Here is a 22,085-nt window from a genome sequence, read left to right as displayed (position 1 = left end):
GGGCCTGACAGAGAGCGTTAGCCCATAAACGCAGGCTGTTTGTTCTCGTAGGCGGAAATCGCCTCTTCATGCTGCAGGGTCAGACCAATACTGTCGAGGCCGTTGATCATGCAGTGGCGACGGAAAGCATCAAGGTTAAACGCATAGGTCTTATCGCCCGCTTTCACCAGCAGGGCTTCCAGGTCCACCTCAAAGGTTATCCCCGGATTTGCCTGCACCAGCGTAAAGAGTTCATCCACCTCTTCGTCGCTGAGTATCACCGGCAGCAGCTGGTTGTTAAAGCTATTGCCGTAGAAGATATCGGCGAAGCTCGGCGCAATAACGACTTTAAAGCCGTAGTCGGTTAAGGCCCATGGCGCGTGCTCGCGGGATGAACCGCAGCCAAAGTTTTCCCGCGCCAGAAGGATAGAAGCCCCTTTGTACTGCGGGAAGTTCAGCACAAACTCCGGGTTAGGCTGCTGGCCCTGGTCGTCGAGAAAACGCCAGTCGTTAAACAGATGCGCGCCAAAACCGGTGCGGGTCACTTTCTGCAAAAACTGCTTGGGAATAATGGCGTCGGTGTCGACATTCGCGGCATCCAGCGGCACCACCAGCCCGGTATGTTGGGTAAATTTCTCTGCCATGATGGTTTCCTTATTTCATGCTACGAATATCGGCGAAGTGGCCGGTAACTGCCGCAGCGGCAGCCATCGCCGGGCTGACCAGATGCGTGCGGCCGCCGCGGCCCTGACGGCCTTCAAAGTTACGGTTACTGGTGGAGGCGCAGCGCTCGCCCGGATTCAGGCGGTCGTTGTTCATCGCCAGGCACATGGAGCAGCCCGGTAAGCGCCACTCAAACCCGGCTTCGATAAAGATCTTATCCAGACCTTCGGCTTCCGCCTGGGCTTTCACCGGACCGGAACCTGGTACCACCAGCGCCTGCACGCCCGGGGCCACTTTGCGGCCTTTGGCAATTTCTGCTGCCGCGCGCAGATCTTCAATGCGTGAGTTGGTGCAGGAGCCGATAAACACTTTATCAATCGCGACATCGGTCAGCGGGATGCCCGGCTTCAGACCCATATAGGCCAGCGCTTTCTCGGCGCTGGCGCGCTCAACCGGATCGGCGAAGGACGCCGGATCGGGGATTGCGTCGTTGACGGAGATCACCTGGCCCGGGTTGGTCCCCCAGGTTACCTGCGGAGAAATATCTTCTGCCTGCAGGGTAACGACGGTATCAAAGATTGCACCCTCGTCGGTTTGCAGGGTTTTCCAGTACGCCACCGCATCGTCAAAGTCTTTGTCCTTCGGCGCGTGCAGACGGCCCTTAACGTAGTTAAAGGTGATCTCATCCGGGGCGACCAGACCGGCTTTCGCACCCATCTCAATCGCCATATTGCACAGGGTCATACGGCCTTCCATGCTCAGGGCACGGATCGCGTCGCCGCAGAACTCCACCACGTGGCCGGTACCACCGGCGCTGCCGGTTTTACCGATGATCGCCAGCACGATATCTTTGGCAGTGATCCCCGGCGCGGCGATGCCGTTGACCTCAATTTTCATGGTCTTTGCACGGCCCTGTTTCAGGGTCTGGGTCGCCAGCACATGCTCGACTTCCGAGGTACCGATCCCAAAGGCCAGCGCGCCGAACGCGCCGTGGGTTGCGGTATGAGAATCGCCGCAGACGATGGTCATGCCAGGCAGGGTGATCCCCTGCTCAGGCCCCATCACGTGTACGATGCCCTGATACGGGTGATTCAGATCGTACAGCTCGACGCCGAACTCGTTACAGTTCTTAATCAGCTCCTGCATCTGAATGCGCGCCATCTCGCCGGAGGCGTTGATATCTTTGGTCTGCGTCGAGACGTTATGATCCATGGTCGCGAAGGTTTTACCCGGCTGGCGCACCGGACGCTTGTGGGCGCGCAGGCCGTCAAACGCCTGCGGCGACGTCACTTCATGGACCAGATGCCTGTCGATATAGAGCAGCGGGGTTTCGTTTGGCGCTTCGTGAACGATATGCGCGTCAAACAACTTTTCGTACAAACTCTTAGCCATGATTAGACCCCTTCGGCGACATAGCGGGCAATAATATCGCCCATCTCATCGGTGCTGACCGCAGCCGCGCCGCGTGCCAGGTCACCGGTACGCACGCCTTCTTCCAGCGCACGGTTAATGGCGCTCTCAATCGCGCCTGCCGCCTCGTCAGCCTGCAGGCTGTAGCGCAGCAGCAGCGCCAGAGAGAGGATCTGGGCGATCGGGTTGGCAATGTTCTTACCGGCGATATCCGGCGCGGAGCCGCCCGCAGGTTCATACAGACCGAATCCCTGCTCGTTGAGGCTGGCGGAAGGCAGCATCCCCATTGAGCCGGTGATCATGGCGCATTCATCAGACAGAATGTCGCCAAACAGGTTGGAGCACAGCAGCACGTCGAACTGGGACGGGTCTTTAATCAACTGCATGGTGGCGTTGTCGATATACATATGCGACAGCGCAACGTCCGGGTACTCACCGGCGATTTCATTGACGATCTCGCGCCACAGCAGAGAGGTCTGCAGGACGTTGGCTTTATCGATGGAGGTCACCTTGTGGCGACGTTTGCGTGCGGATTCAAAAGCGATGCGCGCGATACGCTCGATTTCGAAACGGTGATAGACCTCGGTGTCGAAGGCTTTCTCGTGCTGGCCGCTGCCCTCACGGCCTTTTGGCTGGCCGAAGTAGATACCGCCGGTCAGTTCGCGCACGCACAGAATATCGAACCCCTGGGCGGCGATATCGGCGCGCAGCGGGCAGAACTCTTCCAGACCCTGGTACAGCTTCGCCGGACGCAGGTTACTGAACAGTTTAAAGTGTTTACGCAGCGGCAGCAGAGCACCGCGCTCCGGCTGCTGGGCCGGGGGCAGATTTTCCCATTTCGGGCCGCCGACGGAGCCGAACAGGATAGCATCGGCCTGCTCGCAGCCTTCAACCGTCGCGGGCGGCAGCGGGTTACCGTGGCGATCGATAGCAATACCGCCGACATCGTAATGGCTGGTGGTAATGCGCATATCAAAACGGTTGCGAACGGCTTCCAGTACTTTCAGTGCCTGTGCCATCACTTCCGGGCCAATTCCGTCACCCGGCAACACGGCAATATGGTAATTCTTCGACATCACACGGTTTCCTTGTTGTTTTCTTTATTCTGAGTTTTGCGTTGCAATTCTTTTTCGACTTCACCGGCGCGCCAGATACTGTTCAGCACGTGGACCATCGCTTTTGCTGAGGATTCGACGATATCCGTCGCCAGACCGACGCCGTGGAAATGACGGCCGTTATAGCTGGCGACGATATCCACCTGGCCCAGCGCATCTTTGCCGTGGCCCTTGGCGGTTAAGCCGTATTTGACCAGTTCGATGTTATAGCCGGTCACGCGGTTAATCGCCTGGTAGACGGCGTCAACCGGACCGTTGCCGTTAGCGGCTTCTGCTTTCACTTCATCGCCGCAGGCCAGTTTGACAGAGGCGGTGGCGATATCGCTGGAGCCGGACTGCACGCTGAAGTAGTCCAGGCGGAAATGCTCCGGCTCTTCCTGCTGTTTGTTAATAAAGGCCAGCGCTTCCAGGTCATAGTCAAAGACCTGACCTTTTTTATCTGCCAGCTTCAGGAAGGCGTCGTACAGGTTATCCATGTTGTAATCGGATTCCTGGTAGCCCATCTCTTCCATACGGTGTTTCACCGCCGCACGGCCGGAGCGGGAGGTCAGGTTCAGCTGAATCTGGTTCAGACCGATGGATTCCGGGGTCATGATTTCGTAGTTTTCGCGATTTTTCAGCACGCCATCCTGGTGGATACCGGAGGAGTGCGCGAAAGCGCCGGTTCCGACGACGGCTTTGTTGGCCGGGATCGGCATATTACAAATCTGGCTGACCTGCTGGCTGGTACGCCAGATTTCATGATGGTTGATACGAGTGTGGGCATTCAGCATATCCTGGCGCAGCTTGATGGCCATGATCACTTCTTCCAGGGCGCAGTTACCGGCGCGCTCGCCGATACCGTTCATGGTGCCTTCAACCTGACGCGCACCGGCATGAACCGCCGCCAGCGCGTTTCCGACCGCCATGCCTAAGTCGTCATGGGTGTGAACAGAGATAATGGCTTTGTCGATATTCGGTACGTGCTCATACAGGCCGGTAATAATATTCGAGAATTCAAACGGTAAGGTGTAGCCGACGGTATCCGGGATATTGATGGTGCGGGCACCGGCGTTGATGGCCGCTTCCACTACGCGGGCCAGGTCGGCAATTGGCGTGCGACCGGCATCTTCACAGGAAAACTCTACGTCGTCGGTGTAGTTGCGGGCGCGTTTCACCATATAGACCGCACGCTCAATCACCTCGTCCAGGGTGCTGCGCAGCTTGGTGGCGATATGCATCGGCGAGGTTGCGATAAAGGTATGAATTCGGAACGCCTCGGCAACCTTCAGGGATTCTGCGGCAACGTCGATGTCTTTCTCTACGCAGCGGGCCAGGGCGCAGACTCGGCTGTTTTTAACCTGGCGGGCAATGGTCTGAACGGACTCAAAGTCGCCCGGGGAGGAGACGGGAAAGCCCACTTCCATCACGTCAACGCCCATACGTTCGAGGGCCAGCGCGATCTGCAGTTTCTCTTTCACGCTCAGGCTTGCCTGCAGCGCCTGTTCACCGTCGCGTAAGGTCGTATCGAAAATAATGACTTGCTGGCTCATGGTTTAGGTCCTTTGTCTGTCCTGGGGCGCCTTGCTACGAGCATAAAAAAACCCGCGCAGTGGCGCGGGTTTAGTATTTAACCGGAAGATGACTTAACGTTGAACGTCGCCCACCGGCCTACCGCGCACTGAAGATGCGTTTAGTAGTAGTAGCCCGGTGAAACGAGTTGTGCGAATCATTCATCTTGCCTCGGTGAATTCGTAATGCTTTTAGTGGTACTGGATATGCCGATCGATGTCAACTCTTTATGCAAATTGCCCATCAATAAGAATGCCTCTGACGAGAGGTGTGGTTAGCGCAATGCTCTGTCGTTTGGCCTGATAAGCGGAATAATAGATAAGTGGCGTGTTTATGCGCGTTTACCGCAGAGGAGGGGGCTGGATTAAGATTTTTAATGACGAATTAATAAAGTCATGTCCGATCTCCAGGGAAATTCATTATCCTCCCGGGAAGGAACAGAATATTTAACTTAGTTATATTAATCGTTTTTTAAGATTATGGGGTGCTGAGAACGCGAAATATGGGCGCACCTGGTTTTTTTAACGCTATCTTTTGTGATGTGTCTTATCAAATACGAGCGTTTTTTATTGACAAATAAAATTAATATGTTTTTTCTTTTTGGCAATTGATTCCTAAAAATAAAACATTCTCTTTTGCTTATTTCATACACGTGGTAAATCATACCCTGATGAGTTATTTCTGAATTTGGATGTCAAGAAGTTAGTACGACAAGGAGTCCCGGAATGATAGAGCAGAAAACAGATACCCCCGTTGTTTCAGAAGAGGAAAAGTCAAACTTACGCCTCGTAGATTTAAACCTCCTCACGGTTTTTGACGTGGTGATGCAGGAGCAGCATATTACGCGTGCGGCGCAGGTGCTGGGGATGTCTCAACCAGCCGTGAGTAATGCCGTCGCCCGATTAAAGGTGATGTTCAACGACGAGCTCTTTGTGCGCTACGGCCGGGGGATTCAGCCTACGGTACGGGCATGTCAGCTGTTTGGCCCTATTCGTCAGGCGCTGCAGCTGGTGCAAAACGAGCTGCCGGGAGCCGGTTTCGAGCCGTTGAGCAGCGAACGCGTATTTCATCTTTGCGTCTGTAGTCCGCTAGATAGTTATTTAACCTCAACCATTTACAATAAAGTTGAAGCGATCGCGCCTAATATTCAGCTGGCGTTCAGAACCTCGCTTAATCAGAATATTGAACACCAGCTACGTTATCAGGAAGTAGAATTTGTTATCGGTTATGAAGCTTTTCATCGGCCGGATTTTTCCAGCATGCCGTTATTCCTCGATGAAATGGTGCTGGTTGCCAGCAGAAAACACCCCAGATTGAATAACTTGTTAACGGAAGCTGATATTTGGCGCGAAGGGCATGCGGCGGTTGTTCTCGATCGTTACGCCTCTTTCAGCCAGATCTGGTATGACTCGCCGGAAAAGCAAAGCGCTATTTCCTACCAGGGAATGGCCTTGACCAGCGTGCTGGGCGTGGTATCCCAAACGCAGCTGGTCGCTATCGCGCCGCGCTGGCTGGCAAAAGAATTTACGGAAAAAATGCAGCTGGCTATTCTGCCGTTGCCGTTACCGCTAAATAATCGAACCTGCTATCTCTCCTGGCATGATTCCGCCGGCAGAGATAAAGGCCACCAGTGGATGGAGCAATTGCTGGTGTCGATTTGCCGTCGCTAAGGCGCCAGGAATAAGCCGGAGTTATCTCCGGTTTATTCTGTGAGTAATGGTAAGTCTGGTATTTTATTCTGCTATGATTTTTTACATGCGCGACGGCGAGGGTAAAAAGAGACGATTTCACGCCCTGCGCGAATGAATTCAATGATTAATCATTGGCTTTTCTTATTACCGGAACTTTTCACCAGAATTGTTAGCCTTTGTCGTGGTTTCCTCTTTTCTTATCTCTGAATGCGCGGGTTTGTGAATTGCCAGGCTTTGTCGTCAGCGGTTATGTTAAGTGACCTGATTCCTTTTCTGCATGCCAGCAGGTTGCATGAATGCTTTCCGCCGACCAGGCTGGATAAGTCTGCTGGCCTGCGTCAGCGTGCAGACTCCCGGAGCCGACGGCTCCGCGCAGTGTGACAGTGCGAAAATGAGTTCCGCTGTCAGTCAAAAAAACAGAAGCCTGGAGGCAAATCATGGAGATGTTGTCTGGAGCCGAGATGGTTGTCCGATCGCTTATCGATCAGGGCGTTAAACAAGTATTCGGCTATCCCGGAGGCGCAGTCCTCGATATCTACGATGCGCTACATACGGTTGGCGGTATCGATCACGTGCTGGTTCGCCACGAGCAGGCGGCGGTGCATATGGCCGATGGCCTTGCCCGCGCAACGGGTGAGGTGGGCGTGGTGCTGGTGACCTCTGGTCCTGGCGCAACCAATGCCATTACCGGCATTGCGACGGCCTATATGGACTCCATTCCGCTGGTTGTCCTCTCCGGACAGGTCGCGACGTCGCTGATTGGCTACGATGCGTTCCAGGAGTGCGATATGGTGGGGATCTCGCGTCCGGTCGTGAAGCACAGCTTCCTGGTTAAGCAGACGGAAGATATCCCTGGCGTGCTCAAGAAAGCGTTCTGGCTTGCGGCCAGCGGTCGTCCTGGCCCGGTGGTAGTCGATTTACCGAAGGATATTCTGAACCCGGCGAAGAAGCTGCCCTATCTGTGGCCAGAGAGCGTCAGTATGCGCTCCTATAATCCGACCACGACCGGCCATAAAGGACAAATTAAACGGGCGCTGCAAACGCTGATTGCCGCTAAACATCCGGTCGTTTACGTCGGTGGCGGGGCGGTAAATGCGGCGTGCGAGACGCAGCTGCGGACCCTGACTGAAAAACTGAACCTGCCGGTCGTCTCTTCGCTGATGGGGCTGGGCGCATTTCCGGCGACCCATCGTCAGGCGCTCGGTATGCTTGGGATGCACGGCACCTACGAAGCCAATATGGTCATGCATCACTCCGACGTGATATTCGCCGTTGGCGTGCGTTTTGATGACCGCACAACCAACAATCTGGCGAAATACTGTCCGAATGCCACGGTCTTGCATATCGACATTGACCCGACCTCGATTTCAAAAACCGTTGCCGCCGATGTGCCGATTGTTGGCGACGCGCGTCAGGTGCTGGAACAGATGCTGGAGCTGCTGGCGCAGGAAGATACGGCTCAGCCGCTGGATGATATCCGCGACTGGTGGCAGCAAATTGAGCAGTGGCGCGCCCGTAAATGTCTGAGCTATGACACAGCCAGCGCCAGCATCAAACCGCAGGCGGTGATTGAAACGATCTGGCGCTTAACGAAGGGAGAGGCGTATGTCACTTCCGACGTCGGTCAGCACCAGATGTTTGCCGCGCTCTACTACCCCTTTGATAAGCCCCGACGCTGGATCAACTCCGGCGGCCTGGGCACCATGGGCTTCGGCCTGCCGGCGGCGCTAGGGGTGAAAATGGCCCTGCCGGAAGAGACGGTGGTGTGCGTCACCGGCGATGGCAGTATCCAGATGAATATTCAGGAGCTGTCCACGGCGCTGCAGTATGAGCTGCCGGTGCTGGTGCTCAATCTTAACAACGGCTATCTCGGGATGGTGAAGCAGTGGCAGGATATGATTTACTCCGGCCGCCACTCCCAGTCCTATATGCAATCGCTGCCTGACTTTGTGCGGCTGGCGGAAGCTTACGGCCACGTGGGGATCCGCATTAGCGAACCGGCGGAGCTTGAGCAGAAACTCGGCGAGGCGCTTGCGCAGGTACGCAACAACCGGCTGGTGTTTGTCGATGTGGTCGTCGATGGCAGCGAACACGTGTATCCGATGCAGATTCGCGGCGGCGGAATGGATGAAATGTGGCTGAGCAAAACGGAGAGAACCTGATGAAGCGCCGGATATTATCAGTATTACTGGAAAATGAATCGGGGGCTTTGTCGCGCGTTATCGGCCTGTTTGCCCAGCGTGGTTACAATATTGAAAGCCTGACCGTTGCGCCGACCGACGATCCCACGCTCTCAAGGATGACTATCCAGACGGTGGGTGATGCGAAGGTACTGGAACAAATTGAAAAGCAACTGCACAAGCTGGTGGACGTTCTGCGCGTCAGCGAGCTGGGGCAGGGTTCGCACGTTGAGCGTGAGATTATGCTGGTGAAAGTGCAGGCCAGCGGCTACGGACGTGAAGAGGTGAAGCGCAACACCGAGATCTTCCGCGGTCAGATTATTGACGTGACGCCATCGATCTATACCGTGCAGCTGGCCGGGACCAGCGACAAACTGGACGCGTTCCTGGCTTCTTTACGCGACGTGGCGCGAATTGTTGAGGTGGCGCGATCCGGCGTGGTGGGCTTATCACGCGGCGATAAAATCATGCGTTAAGACCGTCACAGCACGGTTTTGAGAGCCCGACAGCGCCCTGTCGGGCTTTTTTTTGCTAAAACCCTACAAAGTGGGAACAAAAGCGGTTGCCCGGGTGATTATTCTGCGCTTAGATATCAAGGTTTTTAACCCATACCCTTCATACTTCAAGCTGCCTCTGCGTTGGCTGCGTTCGCTCACCCCAGTCACTTACTGGTGTAAGCTCCCGGGGATTCGCTCCCTTGCCGCCTTGACGCAACTCGAATTATTTTGGGTATATATGGGTATATAAAGGTTATGGTGTGTCTATTTTTAAGGGGCAATTGTGAAACTGGATGAAATCGCTCGGCTCGCCGGCGTGTCACGAACCACCGCTAGCTATGTGATTAACGGTAAAGCAAAACAATACCGTGTTAGCGATAAAACGGTCGAAAAAGTCATGGCCGTGGTGCGTGAACATAATTACCACCCGAATGCGGTGGCGGCCGGGTTACGTGCAGGACGCACGCGTTCTATCGGGCTGGTGATTCCGGATCTGGAAAATACCAGCTACACGCGGATCGCGAACTACCTTGAGCGTCAGGCGCGCCAGCGTGGCTATCAGCTGCTGATCGCCTGTTCTGAAGATCAGCCGGATAACGAAATGCGCTGTATTGAGCATCTGCTTCAGCGCCAGGTTGATGCCATTATTGTCTCCACCGCGCTGCCGCCGGAACACCCGTTCTATCAGCGCTGGGCTAACGATCCTTTCCCGATTGTCGCCCTGGATCGTGCCCTGGACCGCGAGCATTTCACCAGCGTAGTGGGTGCCGATCAGGATGATGCCGAGATGCTGGCGGCGGAGCTGCGTACCTTCCCGGGTGATACGGTGCTCTATCTGGGCGCGCTGCCTGAGCTGTCGGTGAGTTTCCTGCGTGAGCAGGGGTTCCGCACGGCCTGGAAGGACGATCCCCGCGAGGTTCACTATCTCTATGCCAACAGCTATGAGCGGGAAGCCTCGGCGCAGCTGTTTGAAAAGTGGCTGGAAACCCATCCGATGCCGCAGGCGCTGTTCACCACCTCATTCTCCCTGCTGCAGGGGGTAATGGACGTGACGTTGCGCCGTGAAGGTAAGCTGCCGTCAGAGCTGGCCATTGCCACCTTTGGCGACAACGAACTGCTGGATTTCCTCCAGTGTCCGGTTCTGGCTGTGGCCCAGCGTCATCGTGACGTGGCGGAGCGGGTGCTGGAAATCGTGCTGGCAAGCCTTGATGAGCCTCGTAAACCGAAGCCAGGTCTGAGCCGCATCCGACGTAATCTGTATCGCCGCGGCATCCTGAGCCGCCAGTGATAGCAAAAAGGGCGGCGCAAGGCCGCCTCTTTAATTCGCATTAAGGTAAATTTAATTTCTTTCTTAATTCAGATAATTCCATAATTTTGTACGGTTACTCCCGAGAGCGATTCATGTTTTTTAAATTAAACGCGTGAGGGATTATTTTTGAGTAAAGAACCGTGTCAATTGTATTTTTTTGTTACAAGCCGACCTTCGGCTGTCGAATTAATCTGCAGTTAGCGATGTCCTCCCGGTTTGCGGTCCACGGATGCAGGCTATCCGGCGAAGTTATGTCGTAAAGGCACTGTTATCGGGGATGAGAATGTCCTAAAATGCCGCTCGCGTCGCAAACTGACACTTTATATTCTCCACCGATAATAGAAAGTTGTTGTTTAACGGTCTGGTGCATATTCGTTATTTTCTTACAAATATTCATAGCGTTAATTTGCCTCGCTCGTTGGGCAGAATTTAATCGCAGCGACTTTCCGTCGTAAACCCTGCTTTTTTACTCCCATTAGCCTCCCTGCTGGCTTGACAAGCTTTTCCTTCGCTCCGTAAACTTCTTGAGTGGGAATTTGTGGGGTAAAGTGGCGAAAAGGGGTATGACTGGCATGTTTCGGGGTGCGACGTTGGTCAATCTCGACAGTAAAGGACGGTTAGCCGTTCCTGTCCGTTATCGGGACAGACTGGTTGAGAGCGCGTCAGGTCAAATGGTCTGTACCATTGATCTCCACCACGCCTGCCTGCTGCTTTACCCGCTGCCCGAGTGGGAAATTATCGAGCAAAAGCTGTCGCGCCTGTCGAGCATTAACCCTGCCGAGCGCCGCGTACAGCGTCTGCTGTTAGGACATGCCAGCGAATGTCAGATGGACAACGCTGGTCGTTTGTTGATTGCGCCGGTTTTACGGCAGCATGCCGGACTGACCAAAGAAGTGATGCTGGTCGGGCAGTTCAATAAATTTGAGCTGTGGGACGAAACGACCTGGTATCAACGGGTCAAGGAAGATATCGACGCTGAGCAATCCGCTACCGAGGTTTTATCGGAGCGATTGCAGGATTTGTCTCTGTAAAATGATGGAAAATTTTAAACACACAACGGTGCTGCTGGATGAGGCCGTTAACGGCCTGAACATTCGTCCTGACGGCATCTATATTGATGGCACTTTTGGGCGCGGCGGACACTCGCGCCTGATCCTCTCACAGCTGGGGCCGCAGGGCCGACTGCTGGCTATCGATCGCGATCCGCAGGCTATTGCCGTGGCTGAAGCGATAGATGATCCGCGCTTTGCCATTATCCATGGACCATTCTCTGCGCTGGCGGACTACGTTCGCGAGCGCGATCTTATTGGCCAGATTGACGGGATCCTCCTCGATCTTGGCGTTTCCTCACCGCAGCTTGATGACGCGGAGCGCGGCTTCTCCTTTATGCGCGACGGTCCGCTGGATATGCGTATGGATCCAACTCGCGGGCAGTCTGCCGCCGAATGGCTCCAAACCGCTGAAGAAGCCGATATCGCCTGGGTGATAAAAACCTTCGGTGAAGAGCGCTTTGGCAAACGTATTGCGCGCGCCATCGTTGAGCGTAACCGTCTTGATCCGATGACCCGCACTAAAGAGCTGGCGGAAGTGGTCGCGGCGGCGACGCCGGTGAAGGATAAGTTCAAACATCCTGCGACCCGTACCTTCCAGGCCGTGCGTATCTGGGTGAACAGCGAGCTGGAGGAGATTGAGCAGGCGTTAAAGAGCTCTATCGAGGTGCTGGCACCGGAAGGACGTCTTTCGGTCATCAGCTTCCACTCGCTGGAAGACCGCATTGTGAAGCGCTTTATGCGCGAGCAAAGCCGTGGCCCGCAGGTGCCTGCCGGTCTGCCGATGACCGAGGCACAGCTTAACAAACTGGGTGGCCGCTATCTGCGCGCATTAGGCAAGCTGATGCCAGGCGAAGAAGAAGTGGCGGAAAACCCGCGTGCCCGTAGTTCGGTTCTGCGTATTGCAGAGAGGACGAACGCATGATCGGCAGAGTGACAGAAGCCCTCGACAAGGTGAAGGGATCGTTAGGCAGCAATGAACGCCATGCTTTGCCTGCCGTGATCGGCGGCGATCTTCTGCGCTTCGGCAAACTGCCACTCTGTCTGTTCGTTTGCATTATTTTTACGGCGGTCACCGTGGTGACCACCGCGCACCACACCCGATTGCTGACCGCCCAGCGTGAACAGATGGTGCTGGAGCGCGACGCGCTGGATATTGAGTGGCGCAACCTGATCCTTGAAGAAAATGCGCTCGGCGATCACAGCCGGGTTGAACGCATCGCGACGGAAAAGCTGCAAATGCAGCATGTTGATCCGTCGCAGGAAAATATTGTGGTCCAGAAATAAGGAATCTCGCGAGGCATGAGAGCAGCGGCTAAGACGCTTAAACCAAAACGCCAGGAAGAACAGGCTAGCTTTGTAGGCTGGCGTTTTGCGTTGCTTTGCGGCTGCATTTTGCTGGCGCTGGGGCTTCTGCTGGGCCGCGTCGCCTGGCTACAGATTATCAACCCGGACATGCTGGTGCGTCAGGGCGATATGCGTTCCCTGCGCGTGCAGGAAGTGGCCACTTCTCGCGGGATGATCACCGATCGTTCCGGTCGTCCGCTGGCTGTGAGCGTCCCGGTGAAGGCCATCTGGGCCGATCCGAAAGAGCTGCACGATGCGGGTGGTATCAGCCTCGACAATCGCTGGAAAGCGCTGGCCGACGCGCTGAAAATCCCGCTCGACCAGCTGGCAACCCGCGTGAATGCCAACCCGGCCGGGCGCTTTATCTATCTGGCGCGTCAGGTGAACCCTGATATGGCCGACTACATCAAAAAGCTGAAGCTGCCGGGGATTCATCTGCGGGAAGAGTCTCGCCGTTACTACCCTTCTGGCGAAGTGACCGCTCACCTCATTGGTTTTACCAACGTCGACAGCCAGGGGATTGAAGGCGTTGAGAAGAGCTTTGATAAGTGGCTGACCGGCCAGCCGGGCGAACGCGTCGTGCGTAAAGACCGCTATGGCCGCGTGATTGAGGATATCTCCTCCACCGACAGCCAGGCCGCGCATAATCTGGCCCTGAGCATCGATGAACGTCTGCAGGCGCTGGTGTACCGCGAGCTGAATAACGCCGTGGCCTTTAACAAGGCGGAGTCCGGCAGCGCCGTGCTGGTGGATGTGAACACCGGTGAAGTGCTGGCGATGGCCAACAGCCCCTCATATAACCCGAACAACTTTGCCGGTACGGCGCAGGACGCGATGCGTAATCGCGCCATCACCGACGTGTTTGAACCCGGCTCCACCGTGAAACCGATGGTGGTGATGACCGCGCTGCAGCGTGGCGTGGTCCGGGAAAACTCGGTGCTCAATACCATTCCCTATCGCGTAAACGGCCATGAAATTAAGGACGTGGCGCGCTACAGCGAATTGACCCTGACCGGGGTCCTACAGAAGTCGAGTAACGTCGGTGTTTCAAAGCTGGCGTTAGCGATGCCGTCCTCAGCGTTAGTAGATACTTACTCACGTTTTGGACTGGGAAAAACGACCAATTTGGGGTTGGTCGGAGAACGCAGTGGCTTATATCCTCAAAAACAACGGTGGTCTGACATAGAGAGGGCCACCTTTTCTTTCGGCTACGGGCTAATGGTAACCCCGTTACAGTTAGCGCGAGTCTACGCAACGATCGGCAGCTATGGCGTCTATCGTCCGCTCTCGATCACCAAAGTTGACCCACCGGTTCCCGGTGAGCGCGTCTTCCCGGAACCGCTGGTTCGCAGCGTCGTTCATATGATGGAAAGCGTGGCGCTGCCGGGCGGCGGCGGCGTGAAGGCGGCAATCAAAGGCTATCGCATCGCCATTAAAACCGGTACCGCGAAGAAAGTCGGGCCGGACGGGAAATACATCAATAAATACATTGCCTACACCGCAGGCGTTGCACCCGCCAGCCAGCCGCGCTTTGCGCTGGTGGTGGTGATCAACGATCCGCAGGCGGGTAAATACTACGGCGGCGCCGTTTCCGCGCCGGTCTTCGGTGCCATCATGGGCGGCGTACTGCGCACCATGAACATCGAGCCGGACGCGCTGGCAACGGGCGAGAAAAACGAATTCGTAATTAATCAAGGCGAGGGATCAGGTGGCAGATCGTAATTTGCGCGACCTTCTCGCTCCGTGGGTGCCAGGTGCACCGGAGCGAGCACTGCGGGAGATGGTACTCGACAGCCGAACGGCTGCCTCGGGCGATCTCTTTGTGGCGGTGCTGGGTCATCAGGCGGACGGGCGTCGATATATCCCGCAGGCGATAGCGCAAGGTGTTGCTGCCATTATTGCCGAGGCCAAAGACGAAGCCGGCGATGGCGAAATCCGTGAAATGCACGGCGTGCCGGTTATCTACCTCAGCCAGTTAACTGAACGTTTGTCCGCGCTGGCGGGCCGTTTCTACGGTGAGCCTTCCGAACGACTGAAGCTGGTCGGCGTGACCGGTACCAACGGTAAAACCACCACCACCCAGCTGCTGGCGCAGTGGGGCGAGCTGCTCGGCGAAACCGGTGCGGTGATGGGCACCGTCGGCAACGGCCTGCTGAATAAGGTCGTACCGACGGAGAACACCACCGGTTCCGCAGTCGATGTCCAGCAGGTACTCTGCGGCCTGGCGGACAGCGGCGCCACCCTTGCCGCAATGGAAGTCTCCTCTCACGGTCTGGTACAGCACCGCGTCGCGGCCCTGAAATTTGTCGCCTCGGTCTTTACCAACCTGAGTCGCGACCATCTCGACTATCACGGCGATATGGCGCAGTACGAAGCGGCAAAATGGCTGCTCTACTCAACCCATCACTGCGGTCAGGCGATTATCAACGCCGATGACGAAGTGGGCCGCCGCTGGCTCGCAAAACTGCCTGATGCGGTCGCCGTCTCGATGGAAGACCGTATTAATCCCGACTGTCACGGTCGCTGGCTGAAGGCCACCGCGGTGAATTACCACGACAGCGGAGCGACTATTCGCTTTGCCTCCTCCTGGGGCGAAGGCGAGATTGAAAGCCGCCTGATGGGCGCGTTTAACGTCAGCAACCTGCTGCTGGCGCTGGCGACGCTGCTGGCGCTGGGTTATCCGCTGGCCGATCTGCTGAAAACGGCGGCAAAACTGCAGCCGGTCTGCGGTCGCATGGAAGTCTTCAGCGCCCCGGGTAAACCGACGGTGGTGGTGGATTACGCCCATACGCCGGATGCGCTTGAAAAAGCGCTACAGGCAGCGCGTCTGCACTGTGCGGGCAAGCTGTGGTGCGTCTTTGGCTGCGGCGGTGACCGCGATAAAGGCAAGCGTCCGTTGATGGGCGCCATTGCCGAAGAGTTTGCCGACGTGGCGGTGGTGACCGACGACAACCCGCGTACCGAAGAGCCGAAGGCCATTATCAACGATATTCTGGCCGGGATGCTCGATGCCGGACGGGCAAGAGTCATGGAAGGTCGCGCGGAAGCGGTGACCAACACCATCATGCAGGCGCAGGCCAGCGACGTGATCCTGCTGGCCGGGAAAGGCCATGAAGATTATCAGATTGTCGGCACCCGTCGTCTGGATTACTCCGACCGCGTGACCGTGGCACGCCTGCTGGGAGGTGTCGCATGATCCGCGTTGCGCTGAGCCAGCTTGCCGCTGTGCTGTCAGGCGAACTGTCCGGAGCCGATCTGAACATTGATGCGGTGACGACCGACACCCGCAAGGTGACGCCGGGCTGCCTGTTTGTTGCCCTGAAGGGCGAACGCTTCGATGCCCATGATTTTGTTCAGCAGGCGAAAGAGGGCGGCGCTGCGGCGCTGCTGGTCAGCCGCCAACTGGATATCGATTTGCCGCAGCTGGTGGTCAAAGACACGCGCCTCGCGTTCGGAGAGCTGGCGGCCTGGGTGCGCCAGCAGGTGCCTGCCCGCGTGGTGGCGCTGACCGGTTCATCCGGTAAAACCTCGGTTAAAGAGATGACCGCCGCCATTCTGAGCGAGTGCGGCAACACCCTCTATACCGCCGGTAACCTGAATAACGATATCGGTGTCCCGATGACCCTGCTGCGCCTGACCCCAGAGCACCAGTATGCGGTGATCGAGCTGGGCGCTAACCATCAGGGTGAAATTGCCTGGACCGTTGGTCTGACGCGTCCGGAAGCGGCGCTGGTCAATAACCTGGCCGCTGCGCATCTGGAAGGTTTTGGTTCACTGGCTGGCGTGGCGAAAGCCAAGGGCGAGATCTTCGGCGGTCTGCCGCTAAATGGCGTTGCCATTCTGAACGCCGACAACAACGACTGGCTGAACTGGCAGAATACCATTGGCGAACGTAAAACCTGGCGCTTCTCGCCTAACGCCGCCAGTAGCGATTTCACCGCGACCAATATCCACGTGACCAGTCACGGGACCGAATTCACGCTGCAGACGCCGACCGGAAACGTCGACGTGCTGCTGCCGCTGCCGGGCCGTCACAATATCGCCAACGCGCTGGCGGCGACGGCGCTGGCGATGGCCGTGGGCGCGCCGATGAGCGCGGTGAAGACCGGCCTGGCGAGCCTGCAGGCGGTACCGGGGCGTTTATTCCCCATTCCGCTGGGCACCAACCAGCTGCTGCTGGATGACTCCTACAACGCGAACGTCGGCTCAATGACCGCCGCTGCGCAGGTGCTGTCTGAGATGCCGGGCTACCGGGTGATGGTGGTGGGCGATATGGCCGAGCTGGGTGATGAAAGCGACGCCTGCCACATGCAGGTGGGCGAGGCGGCGAAGGCTGCCGGTATCGATCGCGTGCTTAGCGTCGGAAAAATAAGTCATTTAATTAGCGATACCAGTGATGTTGGCGAGCATTTTGCCGATAAAGCCTCTCTGGTTAAGCGCCTGAAGGCGCTTATTGACGAACAACAGATCATCACCATTCTGGTGAAAGGTTCACGCAGTGCTGCCATGGAAGAGGTGGTGCATGCATTACAGGAGAATGGAACATGTTAGTGTGGCTGGCCGAACATCTGGTCAAATATTATTCTGGCTTTAACGTCTTTTCCTATCTGACGTTTCGCGCCATCGTCAGCCTGCTGACCGCGCTGTTTATCTCCCTGTGGATGGGGCCGCGTATGATCGCCCACCTGCAGAAGCTCTCTTTTGGTCAGGTTGTGCGTACCGACGGTCCGGAATCCCACTTCAGCAAACGCGGGACCCCGACCATGGGTGGGATCATGATCCTCACCGCGATTGTGGTGTCCGTCCTGCTGTGGGCCTATCCGTCGAACCCTTATGTCTGGTGTGTGCTGGTGGTCCTGATCGGCTACGGCATCATCGGGTTTGTTGACGACTACCGCAAAGTGGTCCGTAAAGACACCAAAGGCCTTATCGCCCGCTGGAAGTATTTCTGGATGTCGGTGATTGCGCTGGGCGTGGCCTTTGCCCTCTATCTGGCCGGTAAAGATACCCCGGCGACTCAGCTGGTCGTGCCGTTCTTTAAAGACGTCATGCCGCAGCTGGGACTGTTCTATGTCCTGCTGGCCTACTTCGTGGTGGTGGGAACCGGTAACGCGGTCAACCTGACCGACGGTCTGGACGGCCTGGCGATTATGCCGACCGTGTTTGTGGCGGCGGGCTTTGCGCTGGTGGCATGGGCGAGCGGCAACATGAACTTTGCTGGCTACCTGCATATTCCGTACCTGCGACACGCGGGTGAACTGGTGATTGTCTGTACGGCCATTGTCGGGGCCGGGCTGGGCTTCCTGTGGTTTAACACCTATCCGGCGCAGGTCTTTATGGGCGACGTCGGTTCGCTGGCGTTGGGCGGCGCACTGGGCATTATCGCCGTGCTGCTGCGTCAGGAATTCCTGCTGGTCATTATGGGCGGCGTGTTTGTGGTGGAAACCCTGTCGGTGATCCTACAGGTGGGCTCCTTTAAGCTGCGCGGACAGCGTATTTTCCGCATGGCGCCGATTCATCACCACTATGAACTGAAAGGCTGGCCGGAGCCGCGTGTGATTGTGCGCTTCTGGATTATTTCGCTGATGCTGGTCCTGATTGGCCTGGCAACGCTGAAGGTACGTTAATCATGGCAGATTACCAGGGTAAAAAGGTTGTCATTATTGGTCTGGGACTGACCGGTCTCTCCTGCGTGGATTTCTTCCTGGCGCGTGGCGTGACGCCGCGTGTCATGGATACGCGTGCGGCACCGCCGGGACTGGACAAGCTGCCGGAGGCCGTTGAGCGCTATCTCGGTAGCCTGAATGATGACTGGCTGCTGGCGGCGGATCTGATTGTTGCCAGCCCTGGTATTGCGCTTGCGCACCCGTCCCTGAGCGCGGCGGCTGACGCGGGCGTTGAAATTGTTGGCGATATCGAACTGTTCTGCCGCGAAGCGCAGGCTCCGATTATCGCCATTACCGGTTCCAACGGCAAAAGCACCGTCACTAAACTGGTCGGGGAAATGGCTTCTGCGGCCGGGGTTAACGTTGGCGTGGGCGGCAATATCGGCCTGCCAGCCCTGATGCTACTCGATGTCTCCCGCCAGCTGTACGTGCTTGAACTCTCCAGCTTCCAGCTGGAAACTACCGCCAGCCTGCAGGCGGTTGCCGCGACGATCCTTAACGTCACCGAAGATCATATGGATCGCTACCCGTTCGGGCTGCAGCAGTATCGTGCCGCCAAGCTGCGGGTCTATGAAAATGCGAGCGTCTGCGTGGTCAACGCGGACGATGCCCTGACGATGCCGGTGCGCGGCGCCGATGAGCGCTGCGTTAGCTTTGGCGTGGACGTCGGGGATTACCACCTCAATCGCCAGCAGGGGGAAACCTGGCTGCGGGTGAAAGGGGAGAAAGTGCTGAACGTGAAGGAGATGAAGCTCTCCGGTCAGCACAACTACACCAATGCTCTGGCCGCACTGGCGCTGGCGGATGCCGCAGGCTTGCCGCGGGCGAGCAGCCTGAAGGCGCTGACCACCTTTGACGGTCTGGCGCACCGCTTCCAGCTGGCGCTGGAGCACAACGGCGTGCGCTGGATTAACGACTCGAAAGCGACCAACGTCGGCAGTACCGAGGCGGCGCTGAACGGCCTGCAGGTTGATGGCACGCTGCACCTGCTGCTCGGCGGAGACGGTAAGTCGGCGGATTTCTCATCGCTGAAACGCTATCTGAACGGCGACCGCGTTCGCCTGTACTGCTTTGGCCGCGACGGCGACGAACTTGCCGCGCTGCGTCCGGAGATCGCCGAGCGGACAGACACGATGGAGCAGGCAATGCGTCAGCTGGCTCCGCGTCTGCAGCCGGGCGATATGGTGCTGCTGTCACCGGCCTGCGCCAGTCTCGATCAGTTTAAGAATTTTGAACAGCGGGGTGATGTCTTTACCCGCCTGGCGAAGGAGTTGGGTTGATGCGTTTATCTCTGCCTCGCCTTTTACCGTCGCGTTTCCCGGGCTCAGGTCTTCTGGGCTGGGTGTTCACGTCGCTGAAAGGCTGGGTAATGGGCTCGCGGGTTAAAGATACCGACAGCCTGATCATGTATGACCGCACGCTGCTGTGGCTGACGCTCGGCCTCTCTGCGCTCGGGTTTATTATGGTCACCTCCGCGTCAATGCCGGTCGGACAGCGTCTGGCGGATGACCCGTTCCTGTTCGCCCGTCGTGACGGTATCTACCTGTTCCTGGCGCTGTGTCTGGCGATGATCACCCTGCGCATGCCGATGGAGTTCTGGCAGCGCTACAGCACCACGCTGCTGATTATGTCGATCATTATGCTGCTGATCGTACTGGTTGTCGGCAGCTCGGTTAACGGGGCCTCGCGCTGGATTTCCGTTGGGCCGCTGCGTATCCAGCCGGCGGAATTTACCAAGCTGGCCCTGTTCTGCTACATCGCTAACTATCTGGTGCGTAAGGGCGATGAAGTGCGTAATAACCTGCGCGGATTCCTAAAGCCGATGGGCGTAATTTTTGTGCTGGCGATCCTGCTGCTGGCGCAGCCTGACCTCGGGACGGTGGTGGTGCTGTTTGTCACCACCCTGGCGCTGCTGTTCCTTGCCGGCGCCAAGCTCTGGCAGTTTATCGCCATTATCGGAATGGGCATCTCTGCCGTGGTGCTGCTGATCCTGGCGGAACCTTACCGTATCCGCCGCGTAACCTCCTTCTGGCGGCCGTGGGACGATCCCTTTGGCAGCGGTTATCAGCTGACCCAGTCACTGATGGCATTTGGTCGCGGTGAACTCTGGGGACAGGGACTGGGAAATTCGGTACAGAAACTGGAATATTTGCCGGAAGCACATACCGACTTTATCTTCGCCATCATCGCGGAGGAGCTCGGTTATATCGGTGTGGTACTGGCACTTTTAATGGTATTCTTCGTCGCTTTCCGCGCCATGTCGATTGGGCGCAAGGCGCTGGAAATTAATCAGCGCTTCTCAGGTTTTCTGGCCTGTTCAATCGGGATCTGGTTCAGCTTCCAGGCGCTGGTAAACGTCGGTGCGGCGGCGGGTATGCTGCCGACCAAAGGTCTGACGCTGCCGTTAATCAGCTACGGCGGCTCCAGTTTGTTGATTATGTCGACGGCCATTATGTTGCTGTTGCGTGTTGATTATGAGACGCGTCTGGAAAAAGCCCAGGCGTTTGTAAGAGGTCCACGATGAGCGGTCAGGCGAAGCGATTAATGGTGATGGCGGGCGGTACCGGCGGACATGTGTTTCCGGGGCTGGCGGTTGCGCACCATTTGCAGGCCCAGGGTTGGGAAATTCGCTGGCTGGGTACCGCAGATCGCATGGAGGCCGATTTAGTGCCTCGCCACGGGATTGAGATCGACTTTATTCGTATCTCCGGCCTGCGGGGTAAAGGCTTACAGGCTCAGCTGTTGGCACCGCTGCGTATTTTCAATGCCTGGCGTCAGGCACGGGCGATTATGCGCCGCTTTAAGCCGGACGTGGTGCTGGGAATGGGTGGCTATGTTTCCGGTCCGGGTGGTCTGGCGGCGTGGTCGCTGGGGATCCCGGTTGTGCTGCATGAGCAAAACGGTATTGCCGGGCTGACCAATAAGTGGCTGTCTAAAATTGCCAAAAAGGTTCTGCAGGCGTTTCCGGGCGCATTCCCCGGTGCGGACGTTGTGGGCAACCCGGTACGCGAAGACGTGCTGGCGCTGCCGGAGCCGCAGGCGAGGCTGGCCGATCGCGACGGCGCTATCCGCGTGCTGGTGGTCGGTGGCTCTCAGGGCGCTCGCGTGTTGAATCAGACGCTGCCGCAGGTTGCGGCCGCGCTGGGCGATGCGGTGACGATCTGGCACCAGAGCGGGAAAGGTGCGCAGCAGACGGTGGAGCAGGCCTATGCCGATGCCGGTCAGCCGCAGCATAGAGTGACGGAATTTATTGATGATATGGCCGCCGCCTACGCCTGGGCTGACGTGGTGGTATGCCGCTCGGGCGCGCTAACGGTGAGCGAACTCGCCGCTGCGGGCTTACCGGCGCTGTTCGTGCCGTTCCTGCATAAGGATCGCCAGCAGTACTGGAATGCGCTGCCGCTGGAGCAGGCGGGCGCGGCGAAGATCCTTGAGCAGCCGCAGTTTACCGTGGAGGCCGTTGTCACCACGCTGGCGGGCTGGGATCGTCAGACATTACGGGATATGGCCGCACGCGCACGCGCGGCGTCGATTCCCGATGCGACCGACAGGGTGGCAAAAGAAGTGAGCGCCGCAGCACGGGCGTAACGAACTCTCGCGGTGTGCCATAGGGCCTGCCGCACGATTT

The 22,085-nt window shown here is 57.2% G+C and carries 19 protein-coding genes; 14 read left to right on the top strand and 5 right to left on the bottom strand.

All coding sequences use genetic code 11. The annotated features are described in order from the left end of the window. Positions 1–17: 17 nt before the first annotated feature. The 5 genes from leuD to leuL form a co-directional block, all read right to left on the bottom strand. The gene (gene leuD, locus EDF81_RS13035; RefSeq protein WP_123348545.1) at positions 18–623 is read right to left on the bottom strand and encodes a 3-isopropylmalate dehydratase small subunit; all 606 of its coding nucleotides are present in this window, start codon (positions 621–623) and stop codon (positions 18–20) included. Positions 624–633: 10 nt separating this feature from the next. Then, positions 634–2,034, bottom strand: a complete 1,401-nt coding sequence (gene leuC, locus EDF81_RS13030) for a 3-isopropylmalate dehydratase large subunit (RefSeq protein ID WP_123348544.1) — start codon at positions 2,032–2,034, stop codon at positions 634–636. 2 nt (positions 2,035–2,036) lie between these two features. Continuing rightward, positions 2,037–3,128 carry a 3-isopropylmalate dehydrogenase gene (gene leuB / locus EDF81_RS13025; RefSeq protein WP_123348543.1) on the bottom strand — a complete coding sequence of 364 codons (1,092 nt, stop codon included), beginning with the start codon at positions 3,126–3,128 and terminating at the stop codon, positions 2,037–2,039. Next, entirely contained in the window at positions 3,128–4,699 is a 1,572-nt protein-coding gene (gene leuA / locus EDF81_RS13020; protein ID WP_123348542.1) for a 2-isopropylmalate synthase, read from the bottom strand. The genes leuB and leuA overlap by 1 nt, the downstream gene beginning before the upstream one ends. 93 nt (positions 4,700–4,792) lie before the next feature. Continuing rightward, the gene (gene leuL, locus EDF81_RS24375) at positions 4,793–4,879 is read right to left on the bottom strand and encodes a leu operon leader peptide (RefSeq protein ID WP_123348541.1); all 87 of its coding nucleotides are present in this window, start codon (positions 4,877–4,879) and stop codon (positions 4,793–4,795) included. Positions 4,880–5,443: 564 nt separating this feature from the next. Between leuL and leuO the strand changes: the two genes are divergently transcribed. The 14 genes from leuO to murG all read left to right on the top strand — a co-directional run bounded on the left by leuO (position 5,444) and on the right by murG (position 22,045). Then, positions 5,444–6,388, top strand: coding sequence for a transcriptional regulator LeuO (gene leuO, locus EDF81_RS13010; RefSeq protein ID WP_123348540.1), 945 nt, complete (start codon positions 5,444–5,446; stop codon positions 6,386–6,388). A 458-nt stretch (positions 6,389–6,846) separates the two neighbouring features. Continuing rightward, positions 6,847–8,571: an acetolactate synthase 3 large subunit gene (gene ilvI, locus EDF81_RS13005; protein ID WP_123348539.1), complete on the top strand. Its 1,725-nt coding sequence runs from the start codon at positions 6,847–6,849 to the stop codon at positions 8,569–8,571. Then, the gene (gene ilvN, locus EDF81_RS13000) at positions 8,571–9,065 is read left to right on the top strand and encodes an acetolactate synthase small subunit (RefSeq protein ID WP_123348538.1); all 495 of its coding nucleotides are present in this window, start codon (positions 8,571–8,573) and stop codon (positions 9,063–9,065) included. Before ilvI ends, ilvN begins: the two co-directional genes overlap by 1 nt. Positions 9,066–9,369: 304 nt before the next feature. Further along, positions 9,370–10,374, top strand: a complete 1,005-nt coding sequence (gene cra, locus EDF81_RS12995) for a catabolite repressor/activator (protein WP_123348537.1) — start codon at positions 9,370–9,372, stop codon at positions 10,372–10,374. A gap of 593 nt (positions 10,375–10,967) precedes the next feature. Next, the gene (mraZ, locus tag EDF81_RS12990; RefSeq protein ID WP_123348536.1) at positions 10,968–11,426 is read left to right on the top strand and encodes a division/cell wall cluster transcriptional repressor MraZ; all 459 of its coding nucleotides are present in this window, start codon (positions 10,968–10,970) and stop codon (positions 11,424–11,426) included. 1 nt (position 11,427) lies between these two features. Continuing rightward, entirely contained in the window at positions 11,428–12,369 is a 942-nt protein-coding gene (gene rsmH, locus EDF81_RS12985) for a 16S rRNA (cytosine(1402)-N(4))-methyltransferase RsmH (RefSeq protein WP_123348535.1), read from the top strand. Further along, positions 12,366–12,731, top strand: coding sequence for a cell division protein FtsL (ftsL, locus tag EDF81_RS12980; RefSeq protein WP_123348534.1), 366 nt, complete (start codon positions 12,366–12,368; stop codon positions 12,729–12,731). Before rsmH ends, ftsL begins: the two co-directional genes overlap by 4 nt. Before the next feature lie 15 nt (positions 12,732–12,746). Further along, entirely contained in the window at positions 12,747–14,513 is a 1,767-nt protein-coding gene (locus tag EDF81_RS12975; RefSeq protein WP_123348533.1) for a peptidoglycan glycosyltransferase FtsI, read from the top strand. Then, positions 14,500–15,987 carry a UDP-N-acetylmuramoyl-L-alanyl-D-glutamate--2,6-diaminopimelate ligase gene (gene murE, locus EDF81_RS12970; protein ID WP_123348532.1) on the top strand — a complete coding sequence of 496 codons (1,488 nt, stop codon included), beginning with the start codon at positions 14,500–14,502 and terminating at the stop codon, positions 15,985–15,987. Before EDF81_RS12975 ends, murE begins: the two co-directional genes overlap by 14 nt. Then, positions 15,984–17,342, top strand: a complete 1,359-nt coding sequence (gene murF, locus EDF81_RS12965; protein WP_123348531.1) for a UDP-N-acetylmuramoyl-tripeptide--D-alanyl-D-alanine ligase — start codon at positions 15,984–15,986, stop codon at positions 17,340–17,342. Before murE ends, murF begins: the two co-directional genes overlap by 4 nt. Beyond that, positions 17,336–18,418: a phospho-N-acetylmuramoyl-pentapeptide-transferase gene (gene mraY / locus EDF81_RS12960; protein WP_123348530.1), complete on the top strand. Its 1,083-nt coding sequence runs from the start codon at positions 17,336–17,338 to the stop codon at positions 18,416–18,418. The genes murF and mraY overlap by 7 nt, the downstream gene beginning before the upstream one ends. 2 nt (positions 18,419–18,420) lie before the next feature. Continuing rightward, positions 18,421–19,737 (top strand): UDP-N-acetylmuramoyl-L-alanine--D-glutamate ligase, encoded by a 1,317-nt coding sequence (gene murD / locus EDF81_RS12955; RefSeq protein ID WP_123348529.1) that lies wholly within the window; start codon positions 18,421–18,423, stop codon positions 19,735–19,737. Beyond that, a complete protein-coding gene (ftsW, locus tag EDF81_RS12950; RefSeq protein ID WP_123348528.1) occupies positions 19,737–20,981 on the top strand; it encodes a cell division protein FtsW in 1,245 nt (414 codons plus the stop codon). Before murD ends, ftsW begins: the two co-directional genes overlap by 1 nt. Further along, a complete protein-coding gene (gene murG, locus EDF81_RS12945; protein WP_123348527.1) occupies positions 20,978–22,045 on the top strand; it encodes an undecaprenyldiphospho-muramoylpentapeptide beta-N-acetylglucosaminyltransferase in 1,068 nt (355 codons plus the stop codon). Before ftsW ends, murG begins: the two co-directional genes overlap by 4 nt. Positions 22,046–22,085 lie beyond the last annotated feature (40 nt).

Source organism: Enterobacter sp. BIGb0383 (assembly GCF_003751845.1).
GTDB lineage: Bacteria > Pseudomonadota > Gammaproteobacteria > Enterobacterales > Enterobacteriaceae > BIGb0383.
Note: the sequence above shows the minus strand (reverse complement) of the source record. Positions and strands in the feature narration are given on the sequence as shown.